The sequence below is a fragment of the uncultured Kordia sp. genome, assembly GCF_947489565.1.
Lineage (GTDB): Bacteria > Bacteroidota > Bacteroidia > Flavobacteriales > Flavobacteriaceae > Kordia.
In genome coordinates, this window is record NZ_CANLEA010000012.1 from 165272 (window position 1) to 191183 (window position 25912).

Below are 25912 nucleotides of genomic sequence, written 5' to 3' on the forward strand. Positions count from 1 at the left end.
CAAACTTTTATAACGAACTTCGGTTTGCTTTTCTTTTTTTGTTATTTCCAATATACTCCTTCATCAATATTTTTAAAAACTTTTTCAATTATTTTGATATGTTTTTTTATCGGTGGAAAATCAAGTAAATGCTTATTAGACATAACATAAGAATGGGAATCTCCCGAAGAAAAAATCTCAATCCATTCATCAGTATTTGGGTATTTTTTTGATAATAGATTAAATTCATAAATCAGCGGATCTTTTGTGCGATCAAGTCCATAAGCTGATTCTCTTCTCATTTCATAAGATTGATGACAACATTCTAAATGAGCGCTATAAAGTTTTACAAAGATTAAAATTAAATACTTTTCAAATTCTTCTGGTTGTGAAGTTTTCAAAATTGTAATTGCGTTTAATATTGAATCAGGAGTCTCTGGTAACATTGCTACTCCTAAATTCGGTTTTCTTTTTGGAGAATAGTTTAATGCAAATTTTTGAAAATCGGCTAAACTTTTTTGAGAATCTACTATTATTGGTTGTTTGCCTTTCTTAACTAAATCAATAATTTCAATCACTTCTTTTTTCTCCGTCTCGTTATGATTAATCTTTAATTGCGGTTTATGATCTCGTGTTTTCACACAAGAGATCATTAATACCGATAATATTATATATAATAACTTTTTCATTCAAAATCCAATAATTAATAAATATGTTGAATGTACTCAAAACTAAAGAGATTCCTGTGTAGAGTCAAGTTTATTAGTAATTAATAATACTAAAAAGCGAAAAGCCAAACGATATCGTCTGACTTTTCTATTGGATTGAGTTAGTAAAAATATACGTATTTTCAATTTCGGAAAATAAAAAATAGCAATCTTTAATTTGTAAGTGAGCTTTCTTTTAATGTAAAATCTTTATGTCCTGTTTGCCATAATGCAAAAGACAACATGTCTTGCAATTCTGTGCTTCGTTTTTCTGCGCTTGCATCAAAACCATGTCCACTTTTAAAATCGATATTAAATACAATTGGTGTATTGGCTGCATTGGCTTGAATCATTTTGGCTGCAAATTTTCCAGGCTGCCATACAGGAACTCTTGTATCATTCATTCCTGCTGTTAGTAATAACGCCGGATATTTTTCTCCTTTTTTTATGTGATGATATGCATCCATTTCTAGTAAATATTCAAACTCTTTTGGGTCTTTAACAGTTCCGTATTCTTTGATGCCGTTGAGTCCATTTGGTGTGTTTTCAGAACGCAAGGTATTTAGCTTTCCAACGCGCACAATAGCAGCAGCATACAAATCTGGACGTTCTGTAATAGCGCGTCCAATTAAAATTCCGCCTGCGCTTGAACTCCAAGCAGCTATTTTTTTTGGATTGGTATATTTTTCATCAATTAAATATTCGGTACATGCAATAAAGTCTTTCCAAGTGTTTGGTTTGGTCTTTTTAAATCCTGCTTTGTGCCAAGTATCTCCTTTTTCGCCTCCGCCACGTACATGTGTAACTGCATAAATTCCTCCTTTATCAATCCAGTGCATCATCAACGGATTTACTTCGGGCGACAGTGAAAAAGCATAGGTTCCATAACCGCGCATCAATACATGGTTATTTCCATTTTTTTGAGTGTCTTTGTGATAAATTAATGATAACGGAATCAATACGCCATCGTGTGACGGCACTTCTATTTCTTCTACAATAATATCATCGTAATTCGCTGTGCTTGTCTTTGGATATATACTTTCTTCTACAAATGTATTTTCTTGCGAATTGTATCTGTAGCGCACTTCATTCGTTGTCCAACCGCTAATTTCAATCCATAAATCATCATACTTAGCGCCTTTAGAAAGTACATATATAGCTCCTGCAGGTTTCGGAATTGGAATTTCTTCCGTTTTTCCTTCTTGTAATTTATATAGCTTGGAAGACACTCCATTTTTCGTTTTTACAAAAAATAATCCTTCCTTGGTCAGTACAAAATCAGAAATGGTAGCTTTCGGATCTTCTTCCACTAATACTTCCGGATTCTGGACATCTGGGTTTTTTAATGATGTCTTACATATCTTAAAGTTAGACGCATTTCGAGCAGTTACAAAATACACCTCATCTTCCATTACATAAAAAAATGGCACCTTATCTTCTTGCTTGAATAAAGGTTTCCATATAATTTTTTTATCGTACAAATTATCATATTCCGTATAGTAATATTCATAATATGCACTTGCTCCAGATACATTACTAAACAAATATTTGTCCTCTGGATTTTGCAAAATCACTTCAGGAAAATCTCCCGAATTCATTTGTATTTCTGGATTGTTATTTTTAGAAAAGTATACATTTCGCTTTGTTGGATTGCTTCCAATTTTATACAAAATGGTTTCTACATTTTTTAAATAACCTGCGGCTTCACTATCAGTCTCAGGAATGTATTCATAGAAAAATCCGCTATCATCAGCCAACCAACGTATGCCACCGAGTGCTGCTGGCCAAGCATTTTGAATTACTTGCGGATGTTGCTTCTTTGTTTTAATATCTAAAATGATGAGTTCAGAGATTTCTTGATCATCTTTGGAGAGACTAATCACAATTTTACTATTGTCCCAACTTGGATTGAAATAGTTGATATAATAAGTATTATCTGATGCGAGTTGATAGCTATCAGGATCGAAAATTAGAATTTCTTCTCCTTGCAATTCGTATCTGCAATAGAGCTTCGCAGTAATTTCTTTCCCTTCTTTTTTTAAATAGTAATAATGATTGTCATTGGTCAGAGTCAGTTCCGAAACTTGAATGTTTGAAGCATTCGTTAGCTTTCGGAACGAGTTACGACCTGAGATATTTTTGAGTATACTTTGTGCATAATTCGCTTCTTTTTCATACCAATTAAGAACCGTAGAATCTTTCATATTTTCTAACGGTCTAAATTGATCAGCAATTACTTTCCCATGATATGTTTCTGTAGTATTATCTTGAATGCTCGCAGGAACAGTTCGTTGAAATGAATGTTCTTTTGAACAACTTATGAGAATGATAAAAATAATACCTAGCACTTTTTTACTCATAAAATCTGGAAATTAATAAGTGTACAAATCTTGGTAAAGGACTTGCACACTTTTAGCACTCTAATATGATTTCACATAAATACCATCTCATCTTCTTGAGCTTGGAATTGTCCAAATAATTGTTGTCTGGTATCTCCTGTTTTTGATTGACCTCTTTTTTTACGGTCACCACCTAAAATCATTTGCTGTTCACTTACTGTAGCTATTTTCATCTTTGATAATAGCAATTTGTTTAGGGATGTAGTTTGGTTTCTCATTCTTTTTCGTTTTAATGTTATACTCAAATGTATGACCTTTATTAGTAAAAAAGCAAATGAAACTACACTATATTTATAAATTTTAAATGAAAAATAAAACTTCAAAATACTGATTATCAAGTATTTGAATTTTTAATTTTATTTTTCAACTGCCGTATAAAAAACGAAGGCTTTATCCCTGTTTTTTTGTAAAAAGCTGCTGAAAAGGACTGTTGCGTCTTAAATCCGCATTCTTCAGCAATCGCTTTAATAGTATACTCTCTAAAACGAGAATTGTGTGTGATTTGCTCTATAGCATATTCAATTCTTAGTTGATTTAAGTAATTAGAAAAGTTTACTTGCTTTGCTTCATTAATTACTTTTGATAAGTAAGTCCCGTTCGTATTTAACTCTTTTGCAAGTTGAGGTAACGTGTATTTTTTCTTTACAAACTTATCTGTTGTTTCAAATTTTTCAAGTTTTGCCAAAATTTCATTCACCAATTCTTCTGGCAATTCTTTAATCGTATTTTCAATAGGAGCTGGCTTTTCTTTAACCGTTTGCTCCTTTTTGGTTTCTTGTACTACACGTTCCTTTTTCTTTTGTTGCTCTTCTAGCAATTTATGGAAACGCTTTTTGTGAATTACTTGTTTTCTAAAAAAGTAATAAATAGCACCTGCAAAAGCCAATAATAAAGATAGCAATACAATAATAATTACATTGTCTTTTTCTTTTATTTCCTTGATGATTTTATCTCTTTCTTTTTCTAGAATCTTATTGTCATAATTGGTCACAATATTTTTCACCAAGTCTTCATAGTTTGCTTCAGAAATGCTGTCAAATTTTATAAGCTGATCTGCATAGAAAAGACGTTTTTCCAGATCTCCTTTTTCGCTGTAGTATTCTTTTATATACTTATAGGTTTCTAAGAGTTCAGGCATTACGTCTCTAGTTTCTTCTAATATAGAATCGACTTTTATAAAGTTTTTAATACTACTTTTTTGTAAAGCCTTGTTCGTTTTCCCTAGAAATAAATGTGCAAAGGCTAACGATAGTATTTGGTTTTCATCATTGGTAAATAAATCTTTTGCTCTTATCAAACTATCGCGTGCAACTTTATAATCCTTTTTAAAATACGAGTTAATTCCTGCATTTAACACAAAATAATTATAGCTTCCTTGATCATTGGTTGCAATACTATTTTTCATTCCTTTATTAATATAATAGGATGCAGAATCAAATTCTCCTGTATATGTATATGAATGTGACAGTGCAAATAATGCTCTATTGTACCTTTTGGCTTCCTCTTTATGTTCCGTAGATTCTAAAAAATTGACGTATTGTTTAAATATTTTTTTAGATTCATCATGTCGTTTGATGGTATTTTTGATTAAACCAATATTAAAATTAATCGTTTCATGAAGCAAGGTATTTTCGGGTGCACGATCTAATGCCGTTGTGAAGTTGTTGAGTGCATATTTATACTTCCCAAGTCGATAATAATACCTTCCTTTTTGGTTATATCCGTCTGCAGGAAATCTTTTATTATTTTTTAAATCTTTGGTAAGAAATATAATACTATCGCTGTATTTTATACATAGCTCATCCATATCTCTCAGGTAAAATTCTGAGTATTCAAAGTAAGCATTTGCAATTTCTGAGGTGTTTTCAGTCTGCTTTGCTTTCTGTAAAGCCATTTGTAATTCAGCCTGGTTTGGCGAATCCTTTTTTGGCATAGATTGCACTGCTTTGAGAGTATCAACACTGTTTTCTATAGCATTATTTTGAGCGATCAAAACAATACTAAAAAACAGTAATACTACTGTAAACACTGAGCTTCTAATTAATCTTTCTTTAAGAATCATTGATGGTGGCTGTAAACTATATACTGGTTAGTCTGGGTAAGTTTTCTATCAAACCAAAGGTACATTTTTTTTATAAAAATTTATGAAAGATTTATAAATCATGAATAACTTCACTTGTATTTGGGGGAATTTTCAGCTTACATTTACAGTAACAAAAACGATAAGCGATTCAAAAGCAATGAAGTTTTTCTCATAACAAAAACTTCAAATTAAGATCTAAATTATTTGCTTCTGGAAACCATGAAATAAAGTTTAGCCGATTTCTTTATCAATGTCCAGCTTGTAAATATTTAGATCGACGAATACTTTCTTAAAGTATGGTTGTTGATTAACGTGCTACTAGTTGTCCTACCAAGCAACTAGTAGCGAATCAACAAACTTTTTCAAAATCAGCACAATTTTACGGTACAAAGATTAAAAGATTAACTATTGAAACCCTAATCTCCAAAAGATGAAACTAACGAATGATAATATTATCTATTTCTTGATCCTTGCGATTTTGATTTTAGCTTTTGGTATCGTGTACCAGATTATTCAATCGATGACCATCGATGAGAATTCTGAAAAATTTAATAAACGCCACGAATTACGTAAAAAGTGGTTTTTCAATATCATAAAACCCGACCACAAAACTATAGGATACAGTATTATTTTAGGCCTGTGCATTGCTATTTTAGGAATGAGCATTGCGGTATTCGCGCAACAGCTAATTGACGTTATTTTACCGTCAAAGAATACCAAAATGCTCATTATTAGCATGAGTATTGTAACCACTTTATTATTAATTAAGGTATATTTTACCACCTTGCGCAATCAATTTTTAATTTCACAGAGTAAAAACGTAAACAATCGTATTATTGATCGATTTTACTCTTCATTGCTAAGTTTACCTAAACCGTTCTTTGATACACGCAAGATTGGCGAATTAGTAGCTCGATTCAATGATACACAACGCATTCAAAATGTAATTAAGGTTGTCATTGGAAATGTAGTGATTCATACACTTATTTCTATTGTATCACTTGGGTTTCTATTTTACTATTCTTGGCATATTGGACTGATTGCCGCGATTAGCTTACCATTTTATTTCTTATTGATGTATGGTTTTAATACAAAAATCATCAAAGCACAAAAAGAAATCATGAGTAGTTGTACTAATAACGAAAGCAATTATATCAGTTCATTACAAAATATATCTATCATTAAAAATACCAACAGACAAGGTGTTTTTAAAAAACTAAATCAACGCATTTATGGCGATTTTCAAGATAAAGTATTTCAACTTGGAAAAATAAATGTGCGATTGTCATTATTTTCAAGTGTATTTGGCGTTCTATTTTTGATGAGCGTTTTAGTATACACTTCTTTTCAAGTATATAGCGGCGTTATGCTAATTGGCGAATTGACTGCTGTTTTGTGCATTGCGAGTTCACTTTTGCCGTCAGTAGCTAGTTTAGCACTCGTTGCTATTCCAATTAATGAAGCAAAAGTTGCCTTTGATAGAATGCATGAGTTTACAGCTTTGGAAGAAGAAGACACTGGAAAAACTCCTGTGAAAAAGTTTAAATCACTCGAAATCAAGAATGTGTCTTTCGGTTTTGAAGATAAAAAACAAGTACTTAACAATATCAGTATTAAAATTTCTAAAAAGCAATGCATCGCTATTGTAGGCGAAAGCGGCTGTGGAAAAAGTACTTTAGGACAAATTATTCAAAAGTTTTATACACATGCTAGCGGAGAAATTATTGTGAATAAAGAAATTCCGCTTCAACAAGTATTAACCAAAGACTGGCGCAATATTATTGGAGTAATTCCGCAAGAAGTGCCCATTTTTTCCAATACCGTTTTTGACAATATTGTGTTGGGCGAAGATGATACGCTTCAAAATGTAGATGCTTTTATTACAGAATATGGCTTTGAAGATTTTATTCAACGCTTACCCAAAGGATACGCTACCATGTTAGGAAAAGGCGGAATGAATTTATCAAACGGACAAAAATTAGTATTGGCTTTAATTAGAGTATTATACAAAAAGCCTCAATTGCTGATTTTGGATGAATTCACGGCTTCTATGGATAGAAAAACAGAGTTATTTGTCTTTGAATTATTAAAACAATTAAAATCGAAAATTACCATCATTTTCATTTCACATCATTTGCATTATTTAAAACAAATTGCCGATGAAATTTATGTCATGCAAGAAGGAGAAACAAAAGCGCATGGCAATCATAAAACATTATTAAAGACACCTAATTTTTACAGTGATTTTTGGAAAAAAATACTAAAAACACCAGAAACAATAAATTATATATCATGAAAAAGAAAGTTGTATATGTAGTTAGTATACAAAAATTAAAATGGGGATGAGAGATCAACACAGATTGCACAAATTTTTTTCATTAAGTTTTTAATTTTTCACGTCTAGTTTACTGGGAATACTAGACTGATGCAAAATGTGTTATCTCTCTATTTTTTTAGGTTTAGGGGAACCTATCATTATTTTTAGGCTGGCAAAGTGGCTTGGATTAATCTCCGCCACTTTGCCTTTTTTGTACCCTATACATTTTAAACATACTCTAAAAAATTATGAATCAGAAAAAGTTATTATATCTAAAAGGGTTTATCGCTGGTTTTTTCTGCGCTATTGCAGGAATCATCGTTTTTGTGATGATTAGTCTTTTTTTATTGAAGAATTAAAGATAAAAACAACTCAAAAAACTCATATATCCAGCCTCGCTCTCGTAAAAATAAATTCCAAGCAAGAATTTGCTATTTTCAGGAACTTTGTTTTTCTCTCCATTATAAAAGCTAGTCCAAGAGCTTTTTTTTAATATTTCAAGAAGTTTTTTATCAACGGGAGCATTAAAGCCATCAATCATTTTTACAGATTTGACCTTTACATCGCTTGAAAATGTCAACTCAAAAAAAGCAGCTGTCTTTTTTAAGTGCATTCCTTTAAACTGATCTAAATCTTTAAAAAGTGTTGACTTTCCTTGATAAAGTACTCTATCTGTTCGAGTTATATTTTTCTCTTTGAAGAGTTTTAAAATAGCCAACTCTCTTCGTTGACTTTTCATTCCTTTTGCTGTTTTCCTAGTTTTCTTTCGATACGCTCCTGAATAATCCAAATACATCAATCCCGAACACATTCCAATTACATATTTTCCATCTTTTGTTTTACCAGCATACGCAATTAATTTAGTGTTTTCGGGAATAAAAATACTACACGACGATCCCATTCCGCCATTATTTCCTGCAACATATATAGACTTCAATGATGCACCTTTGTAAAGCGTATTAATTTTAATATCGGCTTTATACAATTCTTTACCTTTTTCGTTTGGATAAATCTTCACAATAGTCACATTGGCTACAAAATCCGATTGTATGTATTTCTCTGTAATACCAATTGGATCACATGAGCATGCTGTCGCATAAACCGTAAAAAAAACACTTAAGAATAGTACTATTTTTTTCATGAGTTTCTATAATTTTCAATCATTCCCATTGCGTTTTGTAACGATACATGAAATTCAGTTTCAGGAATAATCGCTGGACTTCCAAAACGTCGTACATTTGATTTCATCAGGTTTTTCACCATACTATTTTTATCTCGAAAAAAGACTTCCTGATCTTTTAAGACAATCACAAGTGCTTCAAAATTAAAACCTGATTTAATGGTAAATCCATCAACAAATTCCCAAGAAATCATTCCGACACCATTCACAGAACATAAAATTCCTTCTTCGCTCACAATTACAGATGGTTTGTTTTGAGCATATGCATTCAATAAGTACAATCCCACGAAAGTGAATATTCCAAAAAAGATATACACAAACGCAGAAGCCAAAAAAAGTATCGCAGCTACTGAGATTACAATGATCAATACCGAAAAAAATAATTCTTTCTTTCTTCGTTTTGGATTTCTATAAAAAAGTAACGGTGTTTTCATGCTTAAAAATTCTGTGATGCGACTGTATTTGTTAAAAATATGCATAATTTAGGAATCGACACGTGTTTTGACTTTGTATGGATAAGAAATAGTATTATTGCAATTCATAACTTAGATTTAAACTAGTTGTGTAATTTTATACTGAAATTTACAGCCTTAATAGAACATTTTTTATGAAAAAGATTTTTACGATACTTCTCTGCTTTTTGAGTGTAACTATTGCTATTGCTCAAAAAAACCTATTACAATCAGGTCCCATGGTTGGCTATTCTGATTTTAGAGAAGCGCTAATTTGGGTGCAAACGACAGCTCCTGCTGAGGTGAAAATTGGATACTTTGCTGATAATGAAACGGAAAAGTTTACAGAATCTGTTGTAACGACAAAAGCAGGTGATTTTATTGCGAAATTAACGCCAAATCAAGTTGAATACGGCAAAACATATAAGTATAAATTATACATCAACAATGTACATGTTCCAAGAGATTATAAATTGGAGTTTCAAACACAAACCTTATGGCAATACCGAACGGACCCGCCAAATTTTAAAATAGCATTAGGCTCGTGTAGTTTTATTAATGAAGCAAAAGACGATCGACCAAAACCATACGGCGATAAATACCAAATTTTTAATTCTATTTTACAAAAAGATCCCGATTTAATGTTGTGGGTTGGTGATAATATGTATTTGCGTACGCCAGATTTTATGACCAATGCAGGCATTCGCCATCGCTATAAGCATACGCGTGCTACAAAAGAATTGCAAGCGTTGCTAGGAAGTGTGCATCATTATTCCACTTGGGACGATCATGATTATGGTCCAAATGATGCAGATCGTAGTTATGTGAATAAAAAAATAACGGAAGCAGCTTTTAATGATTATTGGGGAAATTTAAACACCAATGCTGCTGGAAATGGTGGTGTAACGCAACATTTTGCTTGGAATGATATTGAGTTTTTTATGCTAGACGATCGTTACCACAGAGCGCCAAATAGAGATCCTAACAAAGACAAAGACTATCTTGGACAACAACAACTCGATTGGTTAATTGACGCATTAACGCAAAGTAGAGCTACTTTCAAAATTGTAGTGAATGGCGGACAAGTGATTAGTGATGTGGCAAAATTTGAAAACTATGCAACCTATCCAACAGAAAAAGCAGAACTGCTAGAACGCTTGCATAAAGCCAAAATTGAAGGTGTCATTTTTATTAGTGGCGACAGACATCATACCGAAATTTCAAAACTAGATCGTGAAGCTGCTTATCCTTTAATCGATATTACGTGCTCTCCTTTAACCGCCGGAACACATTCACCAAGAGATGAAGGCAATACGCTTCAAATAAAAGACAAAACGTTTTACAAGCGTAACTTCGGAATTATGGAAGTTACAGGGAAACGAAGAGATCGTGTGTTGGTATTAACCATATACGATTCCGATGGAAATAAAGCGTTTGACTATGAAATCAAAGCAAAAGATTTGCGATATCCTAGACAGAAAAAATAATATACCAAACCGCTAAGTTACTTTAGCGGTTTTCTTTTATAAATTTAATAGCTTTACAGCATGATTGCCGCTATTGATATTCATTATAAGGAAACGTATGCAAAAGCTGTTTGTGTTGTGTTTAATTGGGAAGATGAAACTCCGCAACAGATTTATACTGATATTATTACAGAAGTAGAACCGTACATTCCCGGAGAATTTTATAAGAGAGAATTGCCATGCATTGTAAAAGTGTTGCAACAAGTTCCATTGGATACACTTGAAGCTATTATTGTTGATGGACATGTTTTTGTACATAATGATAAAAAGTATGGCTTAGGTGGTTATGTATGGGAAGCATTCGATAAAAAAATTCCCATCATTGGTATTGCCAAAAAATCATTCATTCACACAGAAAAAGTAGCAACTCCTATCAAACGAGGTTCCAGCGAAAGTCCATTGTTTGTATCGTGTATTGGAATTGATAAAGAAACCGTATTGGACAATATAAAATTACTTCACGGATCGCATAGAATGCCTACAATTTTAAAATTGGTTGATTCAATTTCTCGTACTGAAATAGAAGCATCGTAAATTATTTTAAAAACTATAAATCAAACAGTTACACTTACTATTTATACTCCTTCTTAACTCCTTTTTCCTTAACTTTTTGGTTGATAATTCAAGTTTTGATTGTAAAATCAAGTATTTATACGCTAGTACGTGTAGCCTTTTTTTATGAAATTTGAATTTTAAGAAAATACCTTAACACCAACCAAATTAACACCTAATTCAAAATGAAGACCTTATTAAAAACTACTGCATTTCTATGCATGGCTTTTTTTCTTTTAAATTCTTGTGATGAAAAGAAAAAAGACGACAAGAAAAAAGATGCAGAAACAACTACGACCAAAGCCAAAGCACAAGCAAATTACGACTTAGCGGATGCTGATACGTCTGATAGTGACTGTGAATGTGAAACAAATTGGTTTCCACATACGCAAACACCAGCACCAGCCGAAGGAGCAAACAGTCCATTTGCTGCTAGTGAAACTACAAATTGTATTTTTCACCAATGGTCATGGCAAAAATTCTTATGGTTAACTGTCCCAGATAGTAATAATACACCATTGTTTTTAAGAGATACAAGCATTTCACAAATTGATCCTTATATGAATCCTGTGACGGTTCCGAGTGGAACTTCTTTGGCGCTTTCTGCTTCAGAAGAAAAACAAGCAGGTTCGGCAGGAATTTTAGAATCCAATCCAAGTTTTAATAATGGAAGTTCTGCAACCGTGTACTACGCTATTTTTATGAATGATACAATGTATGAAACGGCAACAACCTATGGAGATCAATTATTAAATGGAACTTTAGATGCTAACAATTCAAAAGTGTATCCTGTGGGATCTTTTGAACTCAAAACATCATGGGTTGCAACAACAGCAATACCACAATCTGATTTGGCAAACTACTACATAACAAATGCTAGTATTGATGGCACTACTACAGAAGTAGCACTTTTAGGAATGCATGTTGTTGGTGTTGTTGAAAATCATCCAGAATTCATTTGGGCAACATTTGAACATAACAATTTAGCACCAGTTTTTAATTGGACAAAAGGTACAGCAAGCGCCGATGTAGAAAAATTATTATTCAAACAAGGAAGTGTTTCTAACCTTGATGGAATTACTTGGAGCGGATCGTCTCCTAAAGTACAGAGTGAAGCGTATACACTTTTCCAATATGGTGTTCCTAGAGTTGAAGGAAGCGATCCTACAACAAATTTCATGGAAACGAGTCAATCCGAACCTGAAAATTATAATAACATCAGTACTATTGATCAGTGTGTAGCTAAGAACTTAACAGATGTTTGGAATAACTATGCATATACAGGTTCTATTTGGATCAATACAGATGGTTTAACTCCAGACGAACAAGTAGCATTATTAAAAAGCGAAGGATACAACCTTGGAAATGCAACACCAGGATCGGTAGCTAGAGGTTCTTTAAACTCAGCTAATATATCTATGGAAACCTATACACAAACGTTTGAATCTAGCCTAAGTAGTATTGACGCTAGCAACTTAACAAACTGCTTATCATGTCATAGTGCTAAGAGTTTTAGTAGTGGAAATCCAACATCTCCTTTATACTTAAGTCACGCATTTAATGGGTACTTAGAACATCAAAAAGGAAAATCTAAGGAAGAGATTCATGCTTTGAAAGTGAGAGAATTTCAAGAAGCTTTCTTGAAACCAAAGAAATAAAATATATCAGTATTTAGTATATTAAAAACGCTCCCAAATAAAAAGAGAATCCTCAGGGCAAAGGATTCTCTTTTTATTTTTATACAATTTATCAGATTGTTAAATACCGTAATACTAAATATTATGATGTAAATATAGTCGTATAAGTTTCAACCTCTTTACAAAGTCGATCAATTACATAGGTAATATAGATGAATGGTATTTTTTATTCGACGATTAAACCTAAATCCGCTAAAATTCACCTTTTGAAATATGCACAAATAAAAAAAGAATCCTCAGGGCAAAGGATTCTTTTTTTATATTTTAAACAATTTATCAGATTGTTAACACTTCAATACTAAATAGTAACAGTGTAAATATACTTTAGTATTTCTTCTACTTTGAACAAAGTCGATGAAAATATAATTATATATAGATAAGTGGTCGTAATAGTTCGTTAAACTAACAAACGAAGAAAAAATTATAAGAAACGTACACGAAATATATAAACAAAAAAAAAGAACTTTTGGGGCATTAAAAGTTCTTTATATCTTACAATTTACCAGATTGTAATTATCGTAATACTAAATATATGCAACAAATATAGAGGGATGTATTAAATAGATTCTCAAAAGTCGATAAGTCGATACCATAGTGTAGACGAATGACAGTATTTTGACGACAAGTGTGGTATTAAAATCTTTTTACCAGAGAATCAGATAGTTAATACTTTATGCACATACAATTAAAGAGAAATTAGATATAAAGAATTACTGCAATAAAACTACTCTTAAAGAAAGTTTACGTAAGTGATATTAGTATATATATAGTTTACAAGCACATACAGACATTTTACCATTGTTTTTCATATTGAAAAGCACCATACAAGATACTTTATATAAAAAGCGAAAGGAACGTTCCCCAACGCTCCTTTCTGTTTGTAGAATAATAAACCTCAATAAAATACTCATTGAAACTTGATCTAATGTAGTAAAAGATACCGTACAAGTCGTAAATTACTTTGTAAGCGTTAAAAAATAAAAATAAGCGTTATGTTTTGTGTAGAAAAACAAAAAAGGAGTGTCCCCCAACACTCCTTTTTGCATAAGAAATATATTCTCCTTTTAAGCGGACTTACATGTAATCATGTAAATTTTATCTTTTGAAGAATAAATAACCTAAAAAACCTACGGTAAACTTAGACAAAGTACTTGTATGATAAAAGAAAATGCACACGTAATTTATAAATTACGGGCAAATATTTAAGACTTTAAATTGCTGATTACCAGATTCTAACAACTTATTTTTTTACATGTTTTTCATAAAAAAACTGAGTCGTTCTGAGACCCTATTTTTCATGAATTTGTTGATAAGAATCGGAATTTAAATTTGGAATTAAGATGTTTAAAGGCGATTTGTCCTTAAAAAATACATCTTCTTTTGAAAAAGAAAAACTTATAAAAGTCCGCTTTCATCCAAACTATCTTCGATGGTTTTACGAACAACTTTATATGCTTTTCGTTGTCCAAGAAGTCGAAAAGCAAAGGTGTAAAAACCACTTTTAGTGAGCGATTTTATAATGGTACGAATTCGTTTTTTAATAGGTTTTTTATACACCTTATCAAAAGTTTCCATATTGTATTTTGGATACTTCGGATATTCTAAATTCGCATCTATTCCATACGTATTTGTATCAAACTTTTTATTGATGACTTGCAATGCTCGCATGTCGGGAATAATTGGAAAGTATTTAGGCTCTTTATTTAAATCATCTTTATCACTATACGAAAAACGATCTTTAGCTGCTTCCGTAACTTGTGCGCCAAATCGTTTGACAATATTTCTATTTTCTACCGCGAAATAATAACGTAAAAACGATTGGCAATTTTTTCTTCCCAAATGAAAATCATGTTCACGGAACGATTCGTCTAAAAATCCACCAAAACCACTTAAAGGTGCAGATGCTAAATCTTTTTTGGAACGAATCCATCCTTCTGCTGTTTTATGTTTTCGTTTGGGTTCTACCAAAAACTTGGTTCGATTGCTTAAAGATAAAGCTTCTAAAATTCCATCTTGATTAAACATCACCTGATTTCGCAATGCTTTAAACATTCCTTTCGCAATAGAAATAATATCACGCTTGCTATCATACGGATCTAAATCGTGATCTTGATTTGGAAAAGGATCTACCATCATAATGGCATAATTATCATCTTCACGAATGGTTTCATTTTTTTCAATGAGTACTTTCATACAAATACCAAAAGGTTCATTGTTAATCAATCCGCCATCTACAGAATTAAATTTATATACATCATCTTTCTTCAAATCAACACGAATGCCTTCACTCCTATCAAATAAATATTTTGGATAACGTGCTACATATTCATGCGCAATGGTAATTTCTCGCGATTTTAATCCAATAGGAAAAGCAGAAGTACTTAATGTGGCATTTTTCAAATAATTCACATGTTCTTTATCCTTTAAATCCAATACAAAATATAAAGAGTCTTCATGTTCAGGAATTCCTGATTTATGTTCGTCATTTGCTATTTTATACCGAAAAAATCCTCCGTGATTGGTAATTACGCTTTCACTATCTTTAAAATCAATATTAAAGTTCAATCCGCGCAAGTTGGTCGTTGTCAACACCAAGTCTAAACTTTTGGAAACATAATTTGGAAATGCCACATGATCATTTGTTTTCAACGCATTGTCTGCAATGGTCTCTATAGGCGCTACATTTAATAATGATTCTGGATATTCGTCAACTTTCAAATCATCTATATTCAACAATTTCATCAAAGACGTTTCCGTATCAGTATCTGCCATTTTTACCCAAGATTGGTAAAAGACATTATTTTCTCCATTCGGATTGTCTTTATTTACAAAACGATGATCTTTGTCCAACAAACTCAATACTGTCAACGTTCCAGTAATTCCACCTGCCGAAGCGCCACTTAACACTTCCAATTCTACATCATGCATCGGAATAGAATCGTCATACTCAGGATGATTTTCCCCAAGTTCTCGATTGCGTTTTTTAGCGTTTTCCCACAAATGCAATGATTCTAATAAATAATCAATCACACCAGCGGTATAGGCTCCTGCTGAAACAGCGCCAGCCATGGTAATACATATTTTAAACTTTTTCGTAGGCATTTTCATAGTAATTTCTGGATAAATATAGCGTTTTAACATGCTTTTTATTGCAGTATTCACATAAAGGACATGCAATTTTTAACAAATTAATACCAACCGTGTACAACACTCGCAATCATAATGTTTGTTATATTTGTAATCGTAAAATCATAAGAATGAAGATTGAACAAATATATACAGGTTGTTTAGCACAAGGTGCGTATTATATAGAGTCTAATGGAGAAGCTGCAATAATTGATCCATTACGAGAAACTCAAACATATATTGACAAAGCAGCGGCTAACGGCGTGAAAATCAAGTATGTTTTTGAAACGCACTTTCATGCAGACTTTGTGTCAGGTCACTTAGATTTGGCAAAAGCAACTGGCGCAACTATTGTTTTTGGTCCAAATGCAAAGACAGATTACGAAATGTATAGCGCCAAAGACAATGAAGTATTCTCTTTGGGAGATATTCAAATAAAAGTTTTACACACGCCAGGTCACACCTTAGAATCTACCACGTATTTATTGATGGATGAAAACGGTAAGGAACATGCTATTTTTTCTGGAGACACCTTATTTTTAGGTGATGTTGGACGACCAGATTTGGCCATTAAATCAGATTTAACCAAAGAAGATTTAGCAGGAATGTTATTTGATTCACTTCGTACGAAAATCATGCCTTTAGCAGATGATATTATTGTATATCCTGCACATGGTGCTGGTTCTGCTTGTGGAAAGAATTTAAGTAAAGAAACCGTTGGTATTTTAGGAGAACAAAAGCAAACCAATTATGCGTTGCGTGCCGATATGACTAAAGAAGAGTTTGTAAAGGAAGTATTAGATGGCATTGCGCCACCACCACAATATTTTGCTAAAAACGCACTTTTAAATAAAGTTGGATATGCTACTTTTGAAACTGTTTTAGAAAAAGGAAATATCGCCTTAACTCCAGAAAAGTTAGAAGCATTAGCCAACGAAGAAAATGCATTGGTATTAGATGTTCGTAATCGAAAAGACTTTTTAAGAGAACATATTCCGAATAGTATTTTTATTGGCTTAGACGGAAGCTTTGCTCCTTGGGTTGGCGCTTTGATTAAAGATTTACAACAACCTATCGTTTTAGTAGTTCCGGAAGGAAAATCTGAAGAAGCTATTACACGACTTTCTAGAGTTGGGTATGACAATACTTTAGGATATTTAGCAGGAGGAATCAAAGCATGGAAAGCTAGTGGAAGAGAAACTACAAGTATCACTTCTATCTCGGCTGAAGAATTTGCAAATCGTACTAAAAACAGCGACTTAAATATCTTAGATGTTCGTAAAGCTGGCGAATATAAAGCAAAACATATTGAAGATGCACAACATTTTGCGCTCGATTATATTGATAAAAACATGAATGAAGTTGACGCAAACAAAGCATATCATATTCATTGTGCTGGTGGATATCGCTCTGTGATTGCTGCTTCTATCTTAAAAGCACGTGGTTTTCACAAAGTAACCGATGTTGCTGGTGGATTTGCTGCAATTAAACAGACAGACATTCCTTTGACAGAATTTGTTTGTCCGTCTACACTCTAATAAACATTACATCACACACTCAAAAATAAGTAGATATTCTTATCTAAATGTCAAATTGAGCACAGTCAAGATTCCATAAAAACGATATTCGTACTTTAACTTCTCGACTGTGTTCATAGTGACAATTACTAACTTTCAATAGCCATTTCGGTTCTTATTTTTATTTTTCAAACAACTACTTTCCCAAAATTACCATTCATTTTCTAATACGTACTATTTGTACTTCTTCTTGCAGATTACTTTTGTCATGTTATAAAAAATAAATCATAAAAAAAGATATAAACATGAGTAAAAGAGCATTAATTATAGGTGGTAGTAGTGGAATTGGAAGAGCAACTGCACAAAACTTATTAAATGAAGGTGTTGAGGTACACGTAGTTGGTACAAACGCCACAAAATTAGAAGCATTTAAAAATGCAGCTGACGGAAATTTACACACACATCAAGTAGATATTACCAATGCAACACAAGTTGAGGCGTTGAATGAAAAAATCAATGGATTGGATAATTTAGATTATTTAGTGAATGCTTCTGGAATTTTTGGACCAAAAGCCTTTTTAGATCATACGGTTGCTGATTATAATTCATACCAAGATTTAAACCGCGGTTTTTTCTTTATTACACAAGCTGCTGCTAAGAAAATGAGTTTGACAAATGGTGGTGCCATCGTCAATGTAGGTTCTATGTGGGCAAAACAAGCGGTAAAAGCAACGCCTTCTTCAGCGTATTCTATGCAAAAAGCTGGGCTGCATTCGTTGACACAGCATTTAGCAATGGAATTGGCAGATCATAAAATTCGTGTGAATGCGGTTTCTCCTGCAGTTGTGGAAACTCCTGTATACGAAAGTGTTTTTGGAGGAAAACAAGAAGCACATGACGCTTTGCAAAATTTCCATGGATTCCATCCAATTGGACGTAATGGAAAAGCACAAGATGTAGCAGATACGATTTCTTATCTATTGTCTGATAAAGCTTCTTGGGTAACTGGTGCTATTTGGGATACCGATGGTGGCGTTATGTCTGGAAGAAATTAATTCTACGAACAACTTTCTATTCAAGGCAAAGTTTTATAGGCTTTGCCTTTTTTAATCTTTAAAAAAACAATTATGTACGATATGACTAACTTAAAGCAGTTAGGTGCTTTAGGAAAAAACGCGCCTGCTGCTATGAAAGCATTCCAAACCTTAGATCAGGCTGCACTTGGAGATGGAATCATTCCGAAAAAATATAAAGAATTAATGGCAATTGCTGTAGCTTTGACTACACAATGTCCGTATTGTTTGGAAATTCATAAAAAACATGCGATTGACGCTGGCGCAACCCAAGAAGAATTGGCAGAAGTTACTTTTATTGCTGCTGCCTTACGTGCTGGTGCTGCCGTAGTACACGGAACACATTTAATGGAACACTAATGACGCAAAAAAAAGCTAGATATATTATTATTGGCGCTGGTTTGTCTGGTTTAACAACCGCTTTTAAATTACATCAAAAGGGAGAAACCAATGTATTGATTTTGGAAGCCAGAGATCGTATTGGCGGTCGTATTATGACTGAGAATCATATTGATTTTGGTGCGACTTGGTTTCAGAATCATCATGAAAATTTATCAAGCCTTATAGAAGAAGTAGCCGTTGAAAAGTTTCATCAATTTAGTGATGGGAAAAGTGTTTTGGTATACAATTCTATGGCTCCTGCACATTATTTTGAGAACGATCCAAAGTATCCATCAGCATTTCGAATTGCTGGTGGATCTGCTGCATTGATTGAAAAATTGGCTTCTTTTTATACTGAGCAAATTCACACGAATACTGTTGTTTCTGAAATAAAAGAAGTTGATAATCAAATTTTTATCTCCACAAATAATGGCAATTATATAGCAGATAAAGTCATTGTAACTATTCCGCCAAGAATCGCTACAAACATTATATTTTCGCCCGAATTGCCTGCTCATTTGATACACGATATGAAAAATACGCATACATGGATGAGCAATGCTATGAAAGTAGGTTTGACTTTTAAAACTCCTTTTTGGAAAGTCAAAGGGTTTTCGGGAACGCTTATTGGGCAAATTGGTTGTGTGACCGAATTGTACGATCATTGTTGCGCAGACGAAAAGACATTTGCCTTAATGGGATTTGTCAATGAAGCTTTGCGCGATCTTTCTAAGGAAGAACGAAAAGCTAAAATTTTAGCCTATTTACAAAAATATTTGGGAGACGAAGTACTGAATTATGTCACCTACGAAGAAAAAGATTGGTCGCAAGATGGTTTTACAGCTTCTAGTGATATTAAGTCTATTTACATGAGTCCGCGTTATGGAAATTCGAAATTTCAGGAATTTTACCTCAACGGAAAATTGTTATTTTCTGGAGCAGAAACCTCTTCTATTCACGGTGGTTATATGGATGGCGCTGTGTTTAGTGGTTTGAAAGTTGCAGAGAAAATTTTATCGCAAGAATAAATATTAAAAACTTATTGTATTTTTAATTGATTTTTGAAAGATTCTATAAAAAATATCGCGCAGTACCATTTGCATAAAGCACATCCTGAGAAACTTCAGTTTGAGATGTATGATTTGCAGGCATACCGAAAGCGAAGTTGTGAAAAAGCTGCAATTCCGCATTCACATAGTTATTATCAGATTATTTGGTTTTTTGAAGATGGCGGCACACATTGTGTTGATTTTGAATCGTATGAAATTCAAAAAAATATGATCTTCTTTATTGCCAAAGATCGCATTCATGCTTTTGATGATAATTTAGCCGTACAAGGTTTGCTTATTCATTTTAACGAAAGTTTTTTTATGCACAATGATGTAGATGTTTTTTTAAAGTATCACATTTTCAATTCGCAAGAAAATCCACAATATGTTATTGATGAAGATACTGCTGAAACGGCTCATTTACATACAAAGTTGATATCGCGAGAGCTTTCAAACCGATCGCAATTTGGATATGAAGACAGCATTCGATTTTCTTTGAAGGCTTTGTTAATCAATTTGGAACGTGTTCATCAAAAAGAACAATATCGTCAATTGACATTTCACAGTCATTACGAATTGCAATTCGCAAAGTATAAAGAATTCGTAGAAGAAAATTATTCCAAAGGACTTTCGGTAGCTGATTATGCGCAACTTTTACACATTTCATCCAAAACGCTGAATACTATTACCAAAGAAATTGCCAAAAAATCAGCTTCTCAAATTATTGCAGATCGTATCGTTTTACAGGCAAAACGTTTATTAAAATTTACTTCCTTACAAATTGGTGAAATTGCTTTTAAAGTAGGTTTTGAAGATCCTTCTTATTTTGTAAAGTACTTTAAAAGGCATGTGGGAATTGCACCTACAAATTTTAGAAATGAAGTCATTTAACATATATCGACATACATTTTATTGATTTTTCTTTCATAAATACTACAAAATGTACGATAGCGTGCGGTTTCATATACACTACATTTAGTGCGATAAACCTAATATTCTTCACATTATGAAAAAAAGTAAATTTAGAAAACTGAAACTCAGCAAAGAATCAATTTCCAAGTTAGAACAATCAAAAATCGGTGGCGTAGTGCCAGCTGGGACTTGTGAAGGTCCTTGTGAAGGAGGAACTGGTTGTTGCAATGGCTCACAAGGAGTTTGCTATGATCCAGAATCGTATAGCGGATGGCAAATTTGTATATGCGATATAGAGTTTTAGAAGTATTGAAAATTAAATTGTTTTCAAAAACCTAGTAAAATTCACTTCATTGTAGATCTGTGACATACTTATACTGTGTCTATCAAATTAGGAATGAAGTGAATTTTATAACTATTTCATATCGCAAAAAGCTAAAAATTTACATCACTTCGTACGCCACTATCTGCTTTTTTAAACTTTTCTTTAACAGTTTCTCCGGAACCTTCTGCTCCGCCTTTTACACTAAACATTTGTGTTTTTGGTATTGCTCTTGCAATTAATTTGTTCTTTTTCATAAAAATATTATTTAATTAATAGTGTCTGTAAAGAACGAATCATTACCCAAAATAATTGTTGTTTTTAAAAAGTTTATGATTTCCAATAATCATTTGCTGCAGCAACTGTTTGGAAATTAACAGCAATGACATGTGACGCCATGGTAAGACCAGTTGGATTGTTGGCGTATTCTGGTCGTAATTTTTTTAATACTTCTACATTTGGTTGTGTGGATTTTACGCCCATCCTGGAGAGTTTGATGGCAAGTTCATATCCTTCTTGTGGCGTTGAGGTTTGCAAGCTATGCAGCCATATTTCTGGTGATTCCATTGTATTATTTTTAGTTTGAAGTAAATATAATATGGAAATTATATGCTTCTTAAGGACGATTGAATCAAAACATGGACAATTAAATCAATCGGTTGTTTTTCAATTGTTTTCGGAATTCTTTTGGAGAAATATTGGTATGTTTTTTAAAAACTCTGCTAAAATATAAAGGATCGTTATAGCCTACTTCATAAGCAATATCTTTGATGGAATTATTGGTTAGAAATAGCTTATTTTTTGCACTAGCAATGCGTTTTAAATTGAGAAGTGTTACAAAACTATTTTGGAAGTATTTTTTACATAAGCGATTGAACGTAGAGACAGATACTTCTATTTTTTTTGCATAAAATTCGGCAGAAGATTCTTTGATAAAATGCGCATCTATCAATTTTTCTATTTGATAATGTATGTTTTCTTTCCTTGCAGATTCAATTTTTTGTTTTCCTTTTTTATAGCGAACTGCTTGTATGAGAAGCATTTTTAATTGACTTGCTATCATGTCTTGTTGCCCAATATTTTTCTGTGATAGTTCCGCTTGTATCTTAGCATAATAGCTACATAAATCGTCATATTCTATTTGAGAACAGCGCAATATGGTATCATTCATAAAATTATTGAACAATAATCCTTGACAACCAATATCTTTTGCATGAATGTCGATACAGAAAAAATCAGGATGAAACTGAATGCATACTCCTTCAAAATTTCCTTTGAATTGTAGTTTTTGATACGGATAGTAAAATAAGATATTCTGTTTCGCAATTGCTTTTTCGTTCCCATCGGTAGTTACGGTACAATTGGCATCAGTAAAGAAAAAGACTCCATAAAAATTTGGATTTTTAAAGAGAGCTGAAAATGAGTCATTTGCGATAATGGATACCGTTAATATCTTTTCGTTCTTTTTATTATAGAGTGCATGCATCATGTATTACAAATGTATTTTATTTATACATGCACTTCTTTTTTATATGATTGTTTTCTTTTATTCACTTATAAACTATTGTTTTATAAATAGCAAAAAGGCGCTGGTTAGGCGCCTTTTCTGTGTTAAAAATCACTCGCGATTTTTTATTTTTTGTTATAAATTATTACAGTTGTAATAAGCGGTTTTTAGTATAAGAATCTTAATGCAGTAATGTCATTGTTATTGAACTCTCCATCTTCTGAAGAACTGAAACAAGCATTCATTAGAGACGTTGGGTCCCATCCTGTTGGAGTTCCTGGGATGTGGATTGCTCCTACTCCAGCGCTTCCTTCGTTTGTATTTTGTCCACAACTTTGTCTGCTAAAGTAATCTGAGTGACGGAATCCGATTGAGTGTCCAATTTCGTGTCCGATTACATGCTCATGTACATTGTTGTCATAAAGACTACTATTTAATCCTGAATTGATACGTACAAATTGGTTTGGTGCTCCTCCTGAAGGGAAACCTGCAGATCCACCTGCTCCACCTGGTACTTGGAAAACTACCATATCTTTATCTTGCCAGTTAGTTCCATAAGTTAATTGGAAGCTAATGTCTAAGTTTAATCTGTTATAGTTGTTTACAGCCCATTGAAGTCCTGTACGCATTTTTTGTGTAAGTCCGTTTGAATTATTTCCTGTATATCCGATGATTGTAATTACACCATCATTTACTAAGTTATTTGTGCGGTATTGTTTACTTGTAATATCTCCTCCCAATTCCATGTTCATTATTTGGTCACGAGTCATGAAGATATCACCTTCTAGCATATATCCTTCTTCAAGTTTACCTCCTGGTTTCTCCATTGAAACCTCTTGCATATCATATACATTGAAGTGTAGGGATTGTGCTTTTTGTAGTACTTCTTGTGGGATTCCGATAGCAGTATCTTGCTCTTCGTCTACTGTGTTAGTGTCTTTACTACAAGATGTGAAAGTAAGCCCCATAGCAATTACCATTAGCAATGCTAAATTTTTAAATTTTTTCATTTTAGAAGTTTTTTCGGTTAATGTTAATAATTGTTTGGAGCGATTTTTAACACATGACAAAACTATAAATTCAGTTAAATAATTCCTAATAATATGTTAAAAAGATTGAAGATATTTAAAAAATTAACAGATTTATGCGCTATTGTTAAATATTTATCAAAAAAATAGGCGCTTTACAAAAAGCGCCTATTGATATCTAATATGCTAAAAATCTTTACTTTACCTAAATTATTTCTGCGGAAAGTCCAGCTTCTAGCAATTTACTACATCTTGGTTTTAAGTCTTTATACTCTCCTGTCTTCACCGTACATTTTCCTTTATAATGAACAATTATAGAACATTGTTCTGCCTGTTCAGCAGTATGATCGCATGCGTATATTAACGTTTCAATGACATGATCAAAAGTATTTACATCATCATTGTATAATACAATTTCATTGTTCTTTTGTACATCTTCTAAGGTCAGTATTTCTTCCTGAATTTTTTCTTGTGTACTCATATTCAATATTTTACTGCGAATTTACAAATTTTAACGAAACCCAATTGTTTTTTTCGAGTTTGTCTGCAAATTTTAACTTGTTTTTTACACATTCATCCGTAATCATAGGAATATCTTCGGTATAAAAACCACTTAAGAAGAGAATTCCGTTCTCATGTAAACAAGCTGCATATTGATGAATATCATTCAATAGAATGTTTCTGTTGATGTTTGCGATAATGATATCATAGCTTTTTCCTTCCAACAAAGCAACATCTCCTTCATATACAGATATATGGTGACAGTTGTTACGTTCTACATTTTCAAGCGAATTTAAATAGCACCAATTATCAATGTCAATAGCATCTAATGGCTTGGCTCCTTTCATTTCAGCTAAAATGGCCAATACGCCAGTTCCGCAACCCATATCTAATACTTTTTTATCCGTTACATCGGTGTTTAAGATATGCTGCAACATCATATGCGTAGTTTCATGATGTCCAGTTCCAAAGCTCATTTTGGGTTCAATTACAATGTCGTACGCAACCGATGGTTTTTCATGAAAAGGTGCTCTTACCACACATTTCCCATCTACTTCGATAGGTTCAAAATTCTTTTCCCATTCTTCATTCCAATTGACTTGTGCAATTTCTTCTTGCTGGTAACTAATGGTAAATTCTGTACTTTTTAGTATTTGAATTTCATCCAAAATCGCATCGTGCCAATCTTCTTTTTGAATGTACGCATTGACACCTTCTTCATTTTCTACAAAGCTTTCAAAGCCTGCAAAACCTAGTTCTGCTATTAGTATTTCAGTAGCGGGTTGTACAGGTGATACTTTGAAGGTATATCCAATATAAGTTGTAGACATATTTTTTAGAATGCATTTATAATCGCAACAAAATCTGCTGCTTTTAGTGAAGCTCCACCAATTAATCCACCGTCTACATCTTCTTTTGCAAAGATTTCTGAGGCATTTGCTGGTTTTACACTTCCTCCATATAATATTGATAGTTCGTCAGCAACATCGCTTCCAAACTTTTCTGAAATCGTTTTACGAATAAACGCATGCATTTCCTGTGCTTGTTCTGGCGAAGCAGTTTCTCCTGTTCCAATAGCCCAAACTGGCTCATAGGCAAGTACTATATTTTTCCAAGCTGAAGCTTCTAAGTGAAATAGTGCGTTTTTAAGCTGACTTTCAACTAGTGTAAAATGATTTCCAGCTTTACGATCTTCTAATTCTTCTCCAAAACAGAAAACAACTTGAATGTCATTTGCTAATGCAGCATCTACTTTTTTAGCTAGTAATTCGTCTGTTTCATCAAAGTATGCTCTGCGTTCACTATGTCCAAGTATCGCAGTATTTACACCTACACTCTTTAGCATTGTAGCTGAAATTTCACCTGTATATGCGCCTTTAGCTTCTTGATGCATGTTTTGAGCAATTACTTCTATGTTGTGTCCTTTTAACACGTTAAACGCTTGAAAAAGATTTACAAAAGTTGGCGCTACCATGATATTTACATCTGTATTTGGTACTTGTGCAATTAAATCATTTAGTAATGCTTCCGTTTCTGAAAGATCATTGTTCATTTTCCAGTTTCCTGCAACTATTTTACGTCTCATTTTATTATTTTTTATTGAC

24 protein-coding genes are annotated in these 25912 nt (G+C 32.8%); 10 read left to right on the plus strand and 14 right to left on the minus strand.

The features are described 5' to 3' along the window. Positions 1 to 41: 41 nt before the first annotated feature. The 4 genes from Q0845_RS17130 to Q0845_RS17145 form a co-directional block, all read right to left on the minus strand. Complete coding sequence (locus Q0845_RS17130) at positions 42 to 620, minus strand: hypothetical protein (protein WP_298515809.1); 579 nt, start codon at positions 618 to 620, stop codon at positions 42 to 44. Positions 621 to 859: 239 nt separating this feature from the next. Next, the gene (locus tag Q0845_RS17135) at positions 860 to 3046 is read right to left on the minus strand and encodes a prolyl oligopeptidase family serine peptidase (RefSeq protein ID WP_298515811.1); all 2187 of its coding nucleotides are present in this window, start codon (positions 3044 to 3046) and stop codon (positions 860 to 862) included. Positions 3047 to 3117: 71 nt separating this feature from the next. Then, positions 3118 to 3303, minus strand: a complete 186-nt coding sequence (locus Q0845_RS17140) for a hypothetical protein (RefSeq protein WP_298515813.1) — start codon at positions 3301 to 3303, stop codon at positions 3118 to 3120. A gap of 116 nt (positions 3304 to 3419) precedes the next feature. Further along, entirely contained in the window at positions 3420 to 5018 is a 1599-nt protein-coding gene (locus tag Q0845_RS17145; RefSeq protein WP_298515816.1) for a helix-turn-helix domain-containing protein, read from the minus strand. 580 nt (positions 5019 to 5598) lie between these two features. Between Q0845_RS17145 and Q0845_RS17150 the strand changes: the two genes are divergently transcribed. Then, positions 5599 to 7464, plus strand: a complete 1866-nt coding sequence (locus Q0845_RS17150) for an ABC transporter transmembrane domain-containing protein (RefSeq protein WP_298515818.1) — start codon at positions 5599 to 5601, stop codon at positions 7462 to 7464. Between the two features lie 376 nt (positions 7465 to 7840). Here Q0845_RS17150 and Q0845_RS17155 read toward each other — a convergent pair whose 3' ends face one another. Beyond that, positions 7841 to 8626, minus strand: coding sequence for a hypothetical protein (locus Q0845_RS17155; RefSeq protein ID WP_298515820.1), 786 nt, complete (start codon positions 8624 to 8626; stop codon positions 7841 to 7843). After that, complete coding sequence (locus Q0845_RS17160) at positions 8623 to 9099, minus strand: STM3941 family protein (RefSeq protein WP_298515822.1); 477 nt, start codon at positions 9097 to 9099, stop codon at positions 8623 to 8625. The genes Q0845_RS17155 and Q0845_RS17160 overlap by 4 nt, the downstream gene beginning before the upstream one ends. A gap of 173 nt (positions 9100 to 9272) precedes the next feature. Here Q0845_RS17160 and Q0845_RS17165 point away from each other — a divergent pair, with 173 nt between their 5' ends. The 3 genes from Q0845_RS17165 (at position 9273) to Q0845_RS17175 (ending at position 12853) form a co-directional block, all read left to right on the plus strand. Continuing rightward, positions 9273 to 10604 (plus strand): alkaline phosphatase, encoded by a 1332-nt coding sequence (locus Q0845_RS17165; protein WP_298515824.1) that lies wholly within the window; start codon positions 9273 to 9275, stop codon positions 10602 to 10604. 60 nt (positions 10605 to 10664) lie between these two features. Then, the gene (locus tag Q0845_RS17170) at positions 10665 to 11177 is read left to right on the plus strand and encodes an endonuclease V (protein ID WP_298515826.1); all 513 of its coding nucleotides are present in this window, start codon (positions 10665 to 10667) and stop codon (positions 11175 to 11177) included. A 203-nt stretch (positions 11178 to 11380) separates the two neighbouring features. Then, positions 11381 to 12853, plus strand: a complete 1473-nt coding sequence (locus tag Q0845_RS17175; RefSeq protein WP_298515829.1) for a hypothetical protein — start codon at positions 11381 to 11383, stop codon at positions 12851 to 12853. A 1434-nt stretch (positions 12854 to 14287) separates the two neighbouring features. Here the strand turns inward: Q0845_RS17175 and Q0845_RS17180 are convergent. After that, complete coding sequence (locus Q0845_RS17180; protein WP_298515831.1) at positions 14288 to 16033, minus strand: hypothetical protein; 1746 nt, start codon at positions 16031 to 16033, stop codon at positions 14288 to 14290. 116 nt (positions 16034 to 16149) lie between these two features. On the opposite strand from Q0845_RS17180, the gene Q0845_RS17185 reads away from it, so the two are divergent. The 6 genes from Q0845_RS17185 to Q0845_RS17210 all read left to right on the plus strand — a co-directional run bounded on the left by Q0845_RS17185 (position 16150) and on the right by Q0845_RS17210 (position 21254). Next, positions 16150 to 17556, plus strand: a complete 1407-nt coding sequence (locus Q0845_RS17185; RefSeq protein WP_298515833.1) for an MBL fold metallo-hydrolase — start codon at positions 16150 to 16152, stop codon at positions 17554 to 17556. A gap of 284 nt (positions 17557 to 17840) precedes the next feature. Next, the gene (locus Q0845_RS17190) at positions 17841 to 18590 is read left to right on the plus strand and encodes an SDR family NAD(P)-dependent oxidoreductase (RefSeq protein WP_298515836.1); all 750 of its coding nucleotides are present in this window, start codon (positions 17841 to 17843) and stop codon (positions 18588 to 18590) included. A gap of 81 nt (positions 18591 to 18671) precedes the next feature. After that, entirely contained in the window at positions 18672 to 18968 is a 297-nt protein-coding gene (locus tag Q0845_RS17195) for a carboxymuconolactone decarboxylase family protein (protein ID WP_298515838.1), read from the plus strand. Further along, positions 18968 to 20017, plus strand: coding sequence for an NAD(P)/FAD-dependent oxidoreductase (locus Q0845_RS17200; protein WP_298515840.1), 1050 nt, complete (start codon positions 18968 to 18970; stop codon positions 20015 to 20017). The genes Q0845_RS17195 and Q0845_RS17200 overlap by 1 nt, the downstream gene beginning before the upstream one ends. A 33-nt stretch (positions 20018 to 20050) precedes the next feature. Continuing rightward, entirely contained in the window at positions 20051 to 20929 is an 879-nt protein-coding gene (locus Q0845_RS17205) for an AraC family transcriptional regulator (RefSeq protein WP_298515843.1), read from the plus strand. A gap of 115 nt (positions 20930 to 21044) precedes the next feature. Beyond that, positions 21045 to 21254 carry a hypothetical protein gene (locus tag Q0845_RS17210; protein WP_298515846.1) on the plus strand — a complete coding sequence of 70 codons (210 nt, stop codon included), beginning with the start codon at positions 21045 to 21047 and terminating at the stop codon, positions 21252 to 21254. Between the two features lie 131 nt (positions 21255 to 21385). Here Q0845_RS17210 and Q0845_RS17215 read toward each other — a convergent pair whose 3' ends face one another. The 7 genes from Q0845_RS17215 to tpiA all read right to left on the minus strand — a co-directional run bounded on the left by Q0845_RS17215 (position 21386) and on the right by tpiA (position 25893). Continuing rightward, entirely contained in the window at positions 21386 to 21529 is a 144-nt protein-coding gene (locus tag Q0845_RS17215; RefSeq protein WP_298515848.1) for a hypothetical protein, read from the minus strand. A gap of 73 nt (positions 21530 to 21602) precedes the next feature. Beyond that, positions 21603 to 21839 (minus strand): hexameric tyrosine-coordinated heme protein, encoded by a 237-nt coding sequence (locus Q0845_RS17220; RefSeq protein WP_298515851.1) that lies wholly within the window; start codon positions 21837 to 21839, stop codon positions 21603 to 21605. 79 nt (positions 21840 to 21918) lie between these two features. Further along, positions 21919 to 22761, minus strand: a complete 843-nt coding sequence (locus Q0845_RS17225) for an AraC family transcriptional regulator (protein WP_298515853.1) — start codon at positions 22759 to 22761, stop codon at positions 21919 to 21921. A gap of 185 nt (positions 22762 to 22946) precedes the next feature. After that, on the minus strand, positions 22947 to 23789 hold the full coding sequence (locus Q0845_RS17230; RefSeq protein ID WP_298515856.1) for a M57 family metalloprotease: 843 nt from the start codon (positions 23787 to 23789) through the stop codon (positions 22947 to 22949). 223 nt (positions 23790 to 24012) lie between these two features. Continuing rightward, complete coding sequence (locus tag Q0845_RS17235) at positions 24013 to 24288, minus strand: ATP-dependent Clp protease adaptor ClpS (protein WP_298515859.1); 276 nt, start codon at positions 24286 to 24288, stop codon at positions 24013 to 24015. Positions 24289 to 24298: 10 nt separating this feature from the next. Then, positions 24299 to 25138, minus strand: a complete 840-nt coding sequence (gene prmA / locus Q0845_RS17240) for a 50S ribosomal protein L11 methyltransferase (protein WP_298515862.1) — start codon at positions 25136 to 25138, stop codon at positions 24299 to 24301. A gap of 5 nt (positions 25139 to 25143) precedes the next feature. Then, on the minus strand, positions 25144 to 25893 hold the full coding sequence (gene tpiA, locus Q0845_RS17245; RefSeq protein WP_298515864.1) for a triose-phosphate isomerase: 750 nt from the start codon (positions 25891 to 25893) through the stop codon (positions 25144 to 25146). Positions 25894 to 25912 lie beyond the last annotated feature (19 nt).

Coding starts and splice junctions, on each gene's coding strand:
- Q0845_RS17135 (WP_298515811.1), bottom strand. CDS start 3,046: ATGAGTAAAAAAGTGCTAGGTATTATTTTTATCATTCTCATAAGTTGT.
- Q0845_RS17140 (WP_298515813.1), bottom strand. CDS start 3,303: ATGAGAAACCAAACTACATCCCTAAACAAATTGCTATTATCAAAGATG.
- Q0845_RS17145 (WP_298515816.1), bottom strand. CDS start 5,018: ATGCCAAAAAAGGATTCGCCAAACCAGGCTGAATTACAAATGGCTTTA.
- Q0845_RS17150 (WP_298515818.1), top strand. CDS start 5,599: ATGAAACTAACGAATGATAATATTATCTATTTCTTGATCCTTGCGATT.
- Q0845_RS17155 (WP_298515820.1), bottom strand. CDS start 8,626: ATGAAAAAAATAGTACTATTCTTAAGTGTTTTTTTTACGGTTTATGCG.
- Q0845_RS17160 (WP_298515822.1), bottom strand. CDS start 9,099: ATGAAAACACCGTTACTTTTTTATAGAAATCCAAAACGAAGAAAGAAA.
- Q0845_RS17165 (WP_298515824.1), top strand. CDS start 9,273: ATGAAAAAGATTTTTACGATACTTCTCTGCTTTTTGAGTGTAACTATT.
- Q0845_RS17170 (WP_298515826.1), top strand. CDS start 10,665: ATGATTGCCGCTATTGATATTCATTATAAGGAAACGTATGCAAAAGCT.
- Q0845_RS17175 (WP_298515829.1), top strand. CDS start 11,381: ATGAAGACCTTATTAAAAACTACTGCATTTCTATGCATGGCTTTTTTT.
- Q0845_RS17180 (WP_298515831.1), bottom strand. CDS start 16,033: ATGTTAAAACGCTATATTTATCCAGAAATTACTATGAAAATGCCTACG.
- Q0845_RS17185 (WP_298515833.1), top strand. CDS start 16,150: ATGAAGATTGAACAAATATATACAGGTTGTTTAGCACAAGGTGCGTAT.
- Q0845_RS17190 (WP_298515836.1), top strand. CDS start 17,841: ATGAGTAAAAGAGCATTAATTATAGGTGGTAGTAGTGGAATTGGAAGA.
- Q0845_RS17195 (WP_298515838.1), top strand. CDS start 18,672: ATGACTAACTTAAAGCAGTTAGGTGCTTTAGGAAAAAACGCGCCTGCT.
- Q0845_RS17200 (WP_298515840.1), top strand. CDS start 18,968: ATGACGCAAAAAAAAGCTAGATATATTATTATTGGCGCTGGTTTGTCT.
- Q0845_RS17210 (WP_298515846.1), top strand. CDS start 21,045: ATGAAAAAAAGTAAATTTAGAAAACTGAAACTCAGCAAAGAATCAATT.
- Q0845_RS17215 (WP_298515848.1), bottom strand. CDS start 21,529: ATGAAAAAGAACAAATTAATTGCAAGAGCAATACCAAAAACACAAATG.
- Q0845_RS17220 (WP_298515851.1), bottom strand. CDS start 21,839: ATGGAATCACCAGAAATATGGCTGCATAGCTTGCAAACCTCAACGCCA.
- Q0845_RS17225 (WP_298515853.1), bottom strand. CDS start 22,761: ATGATGCATGCACTCTATAATAAAAAGAACGAAAAGATATTAACGGTA.
- Q0845_RS17230 (WP_298515856.1), bottom strand. CDS start 23,789: ATGAAAAAATTTAAAAATTTAGCATTGCTAATGGTAATTGCTATGGGG.
- Q0845_RS17235 (WP_298515859.1), bottom strand. CDS start 24,288: ATGAGTACACAAGAAAAAATTCAGGAAGAAATACTGACCTTAGAAGAT.
- prmA (WP_298515862.1), bottom strand. CDS start 25,138: ATGTCTACAACTTATATTGGATATACCTTCAAAGTATCACCTGTACAA.
- tpiA (WP_298515864.1), bottom strand. CDS start 25,893: ATGAGACGTAAAATAGTTGCAGGAAACTGGAAAATGAACAATGATCTT.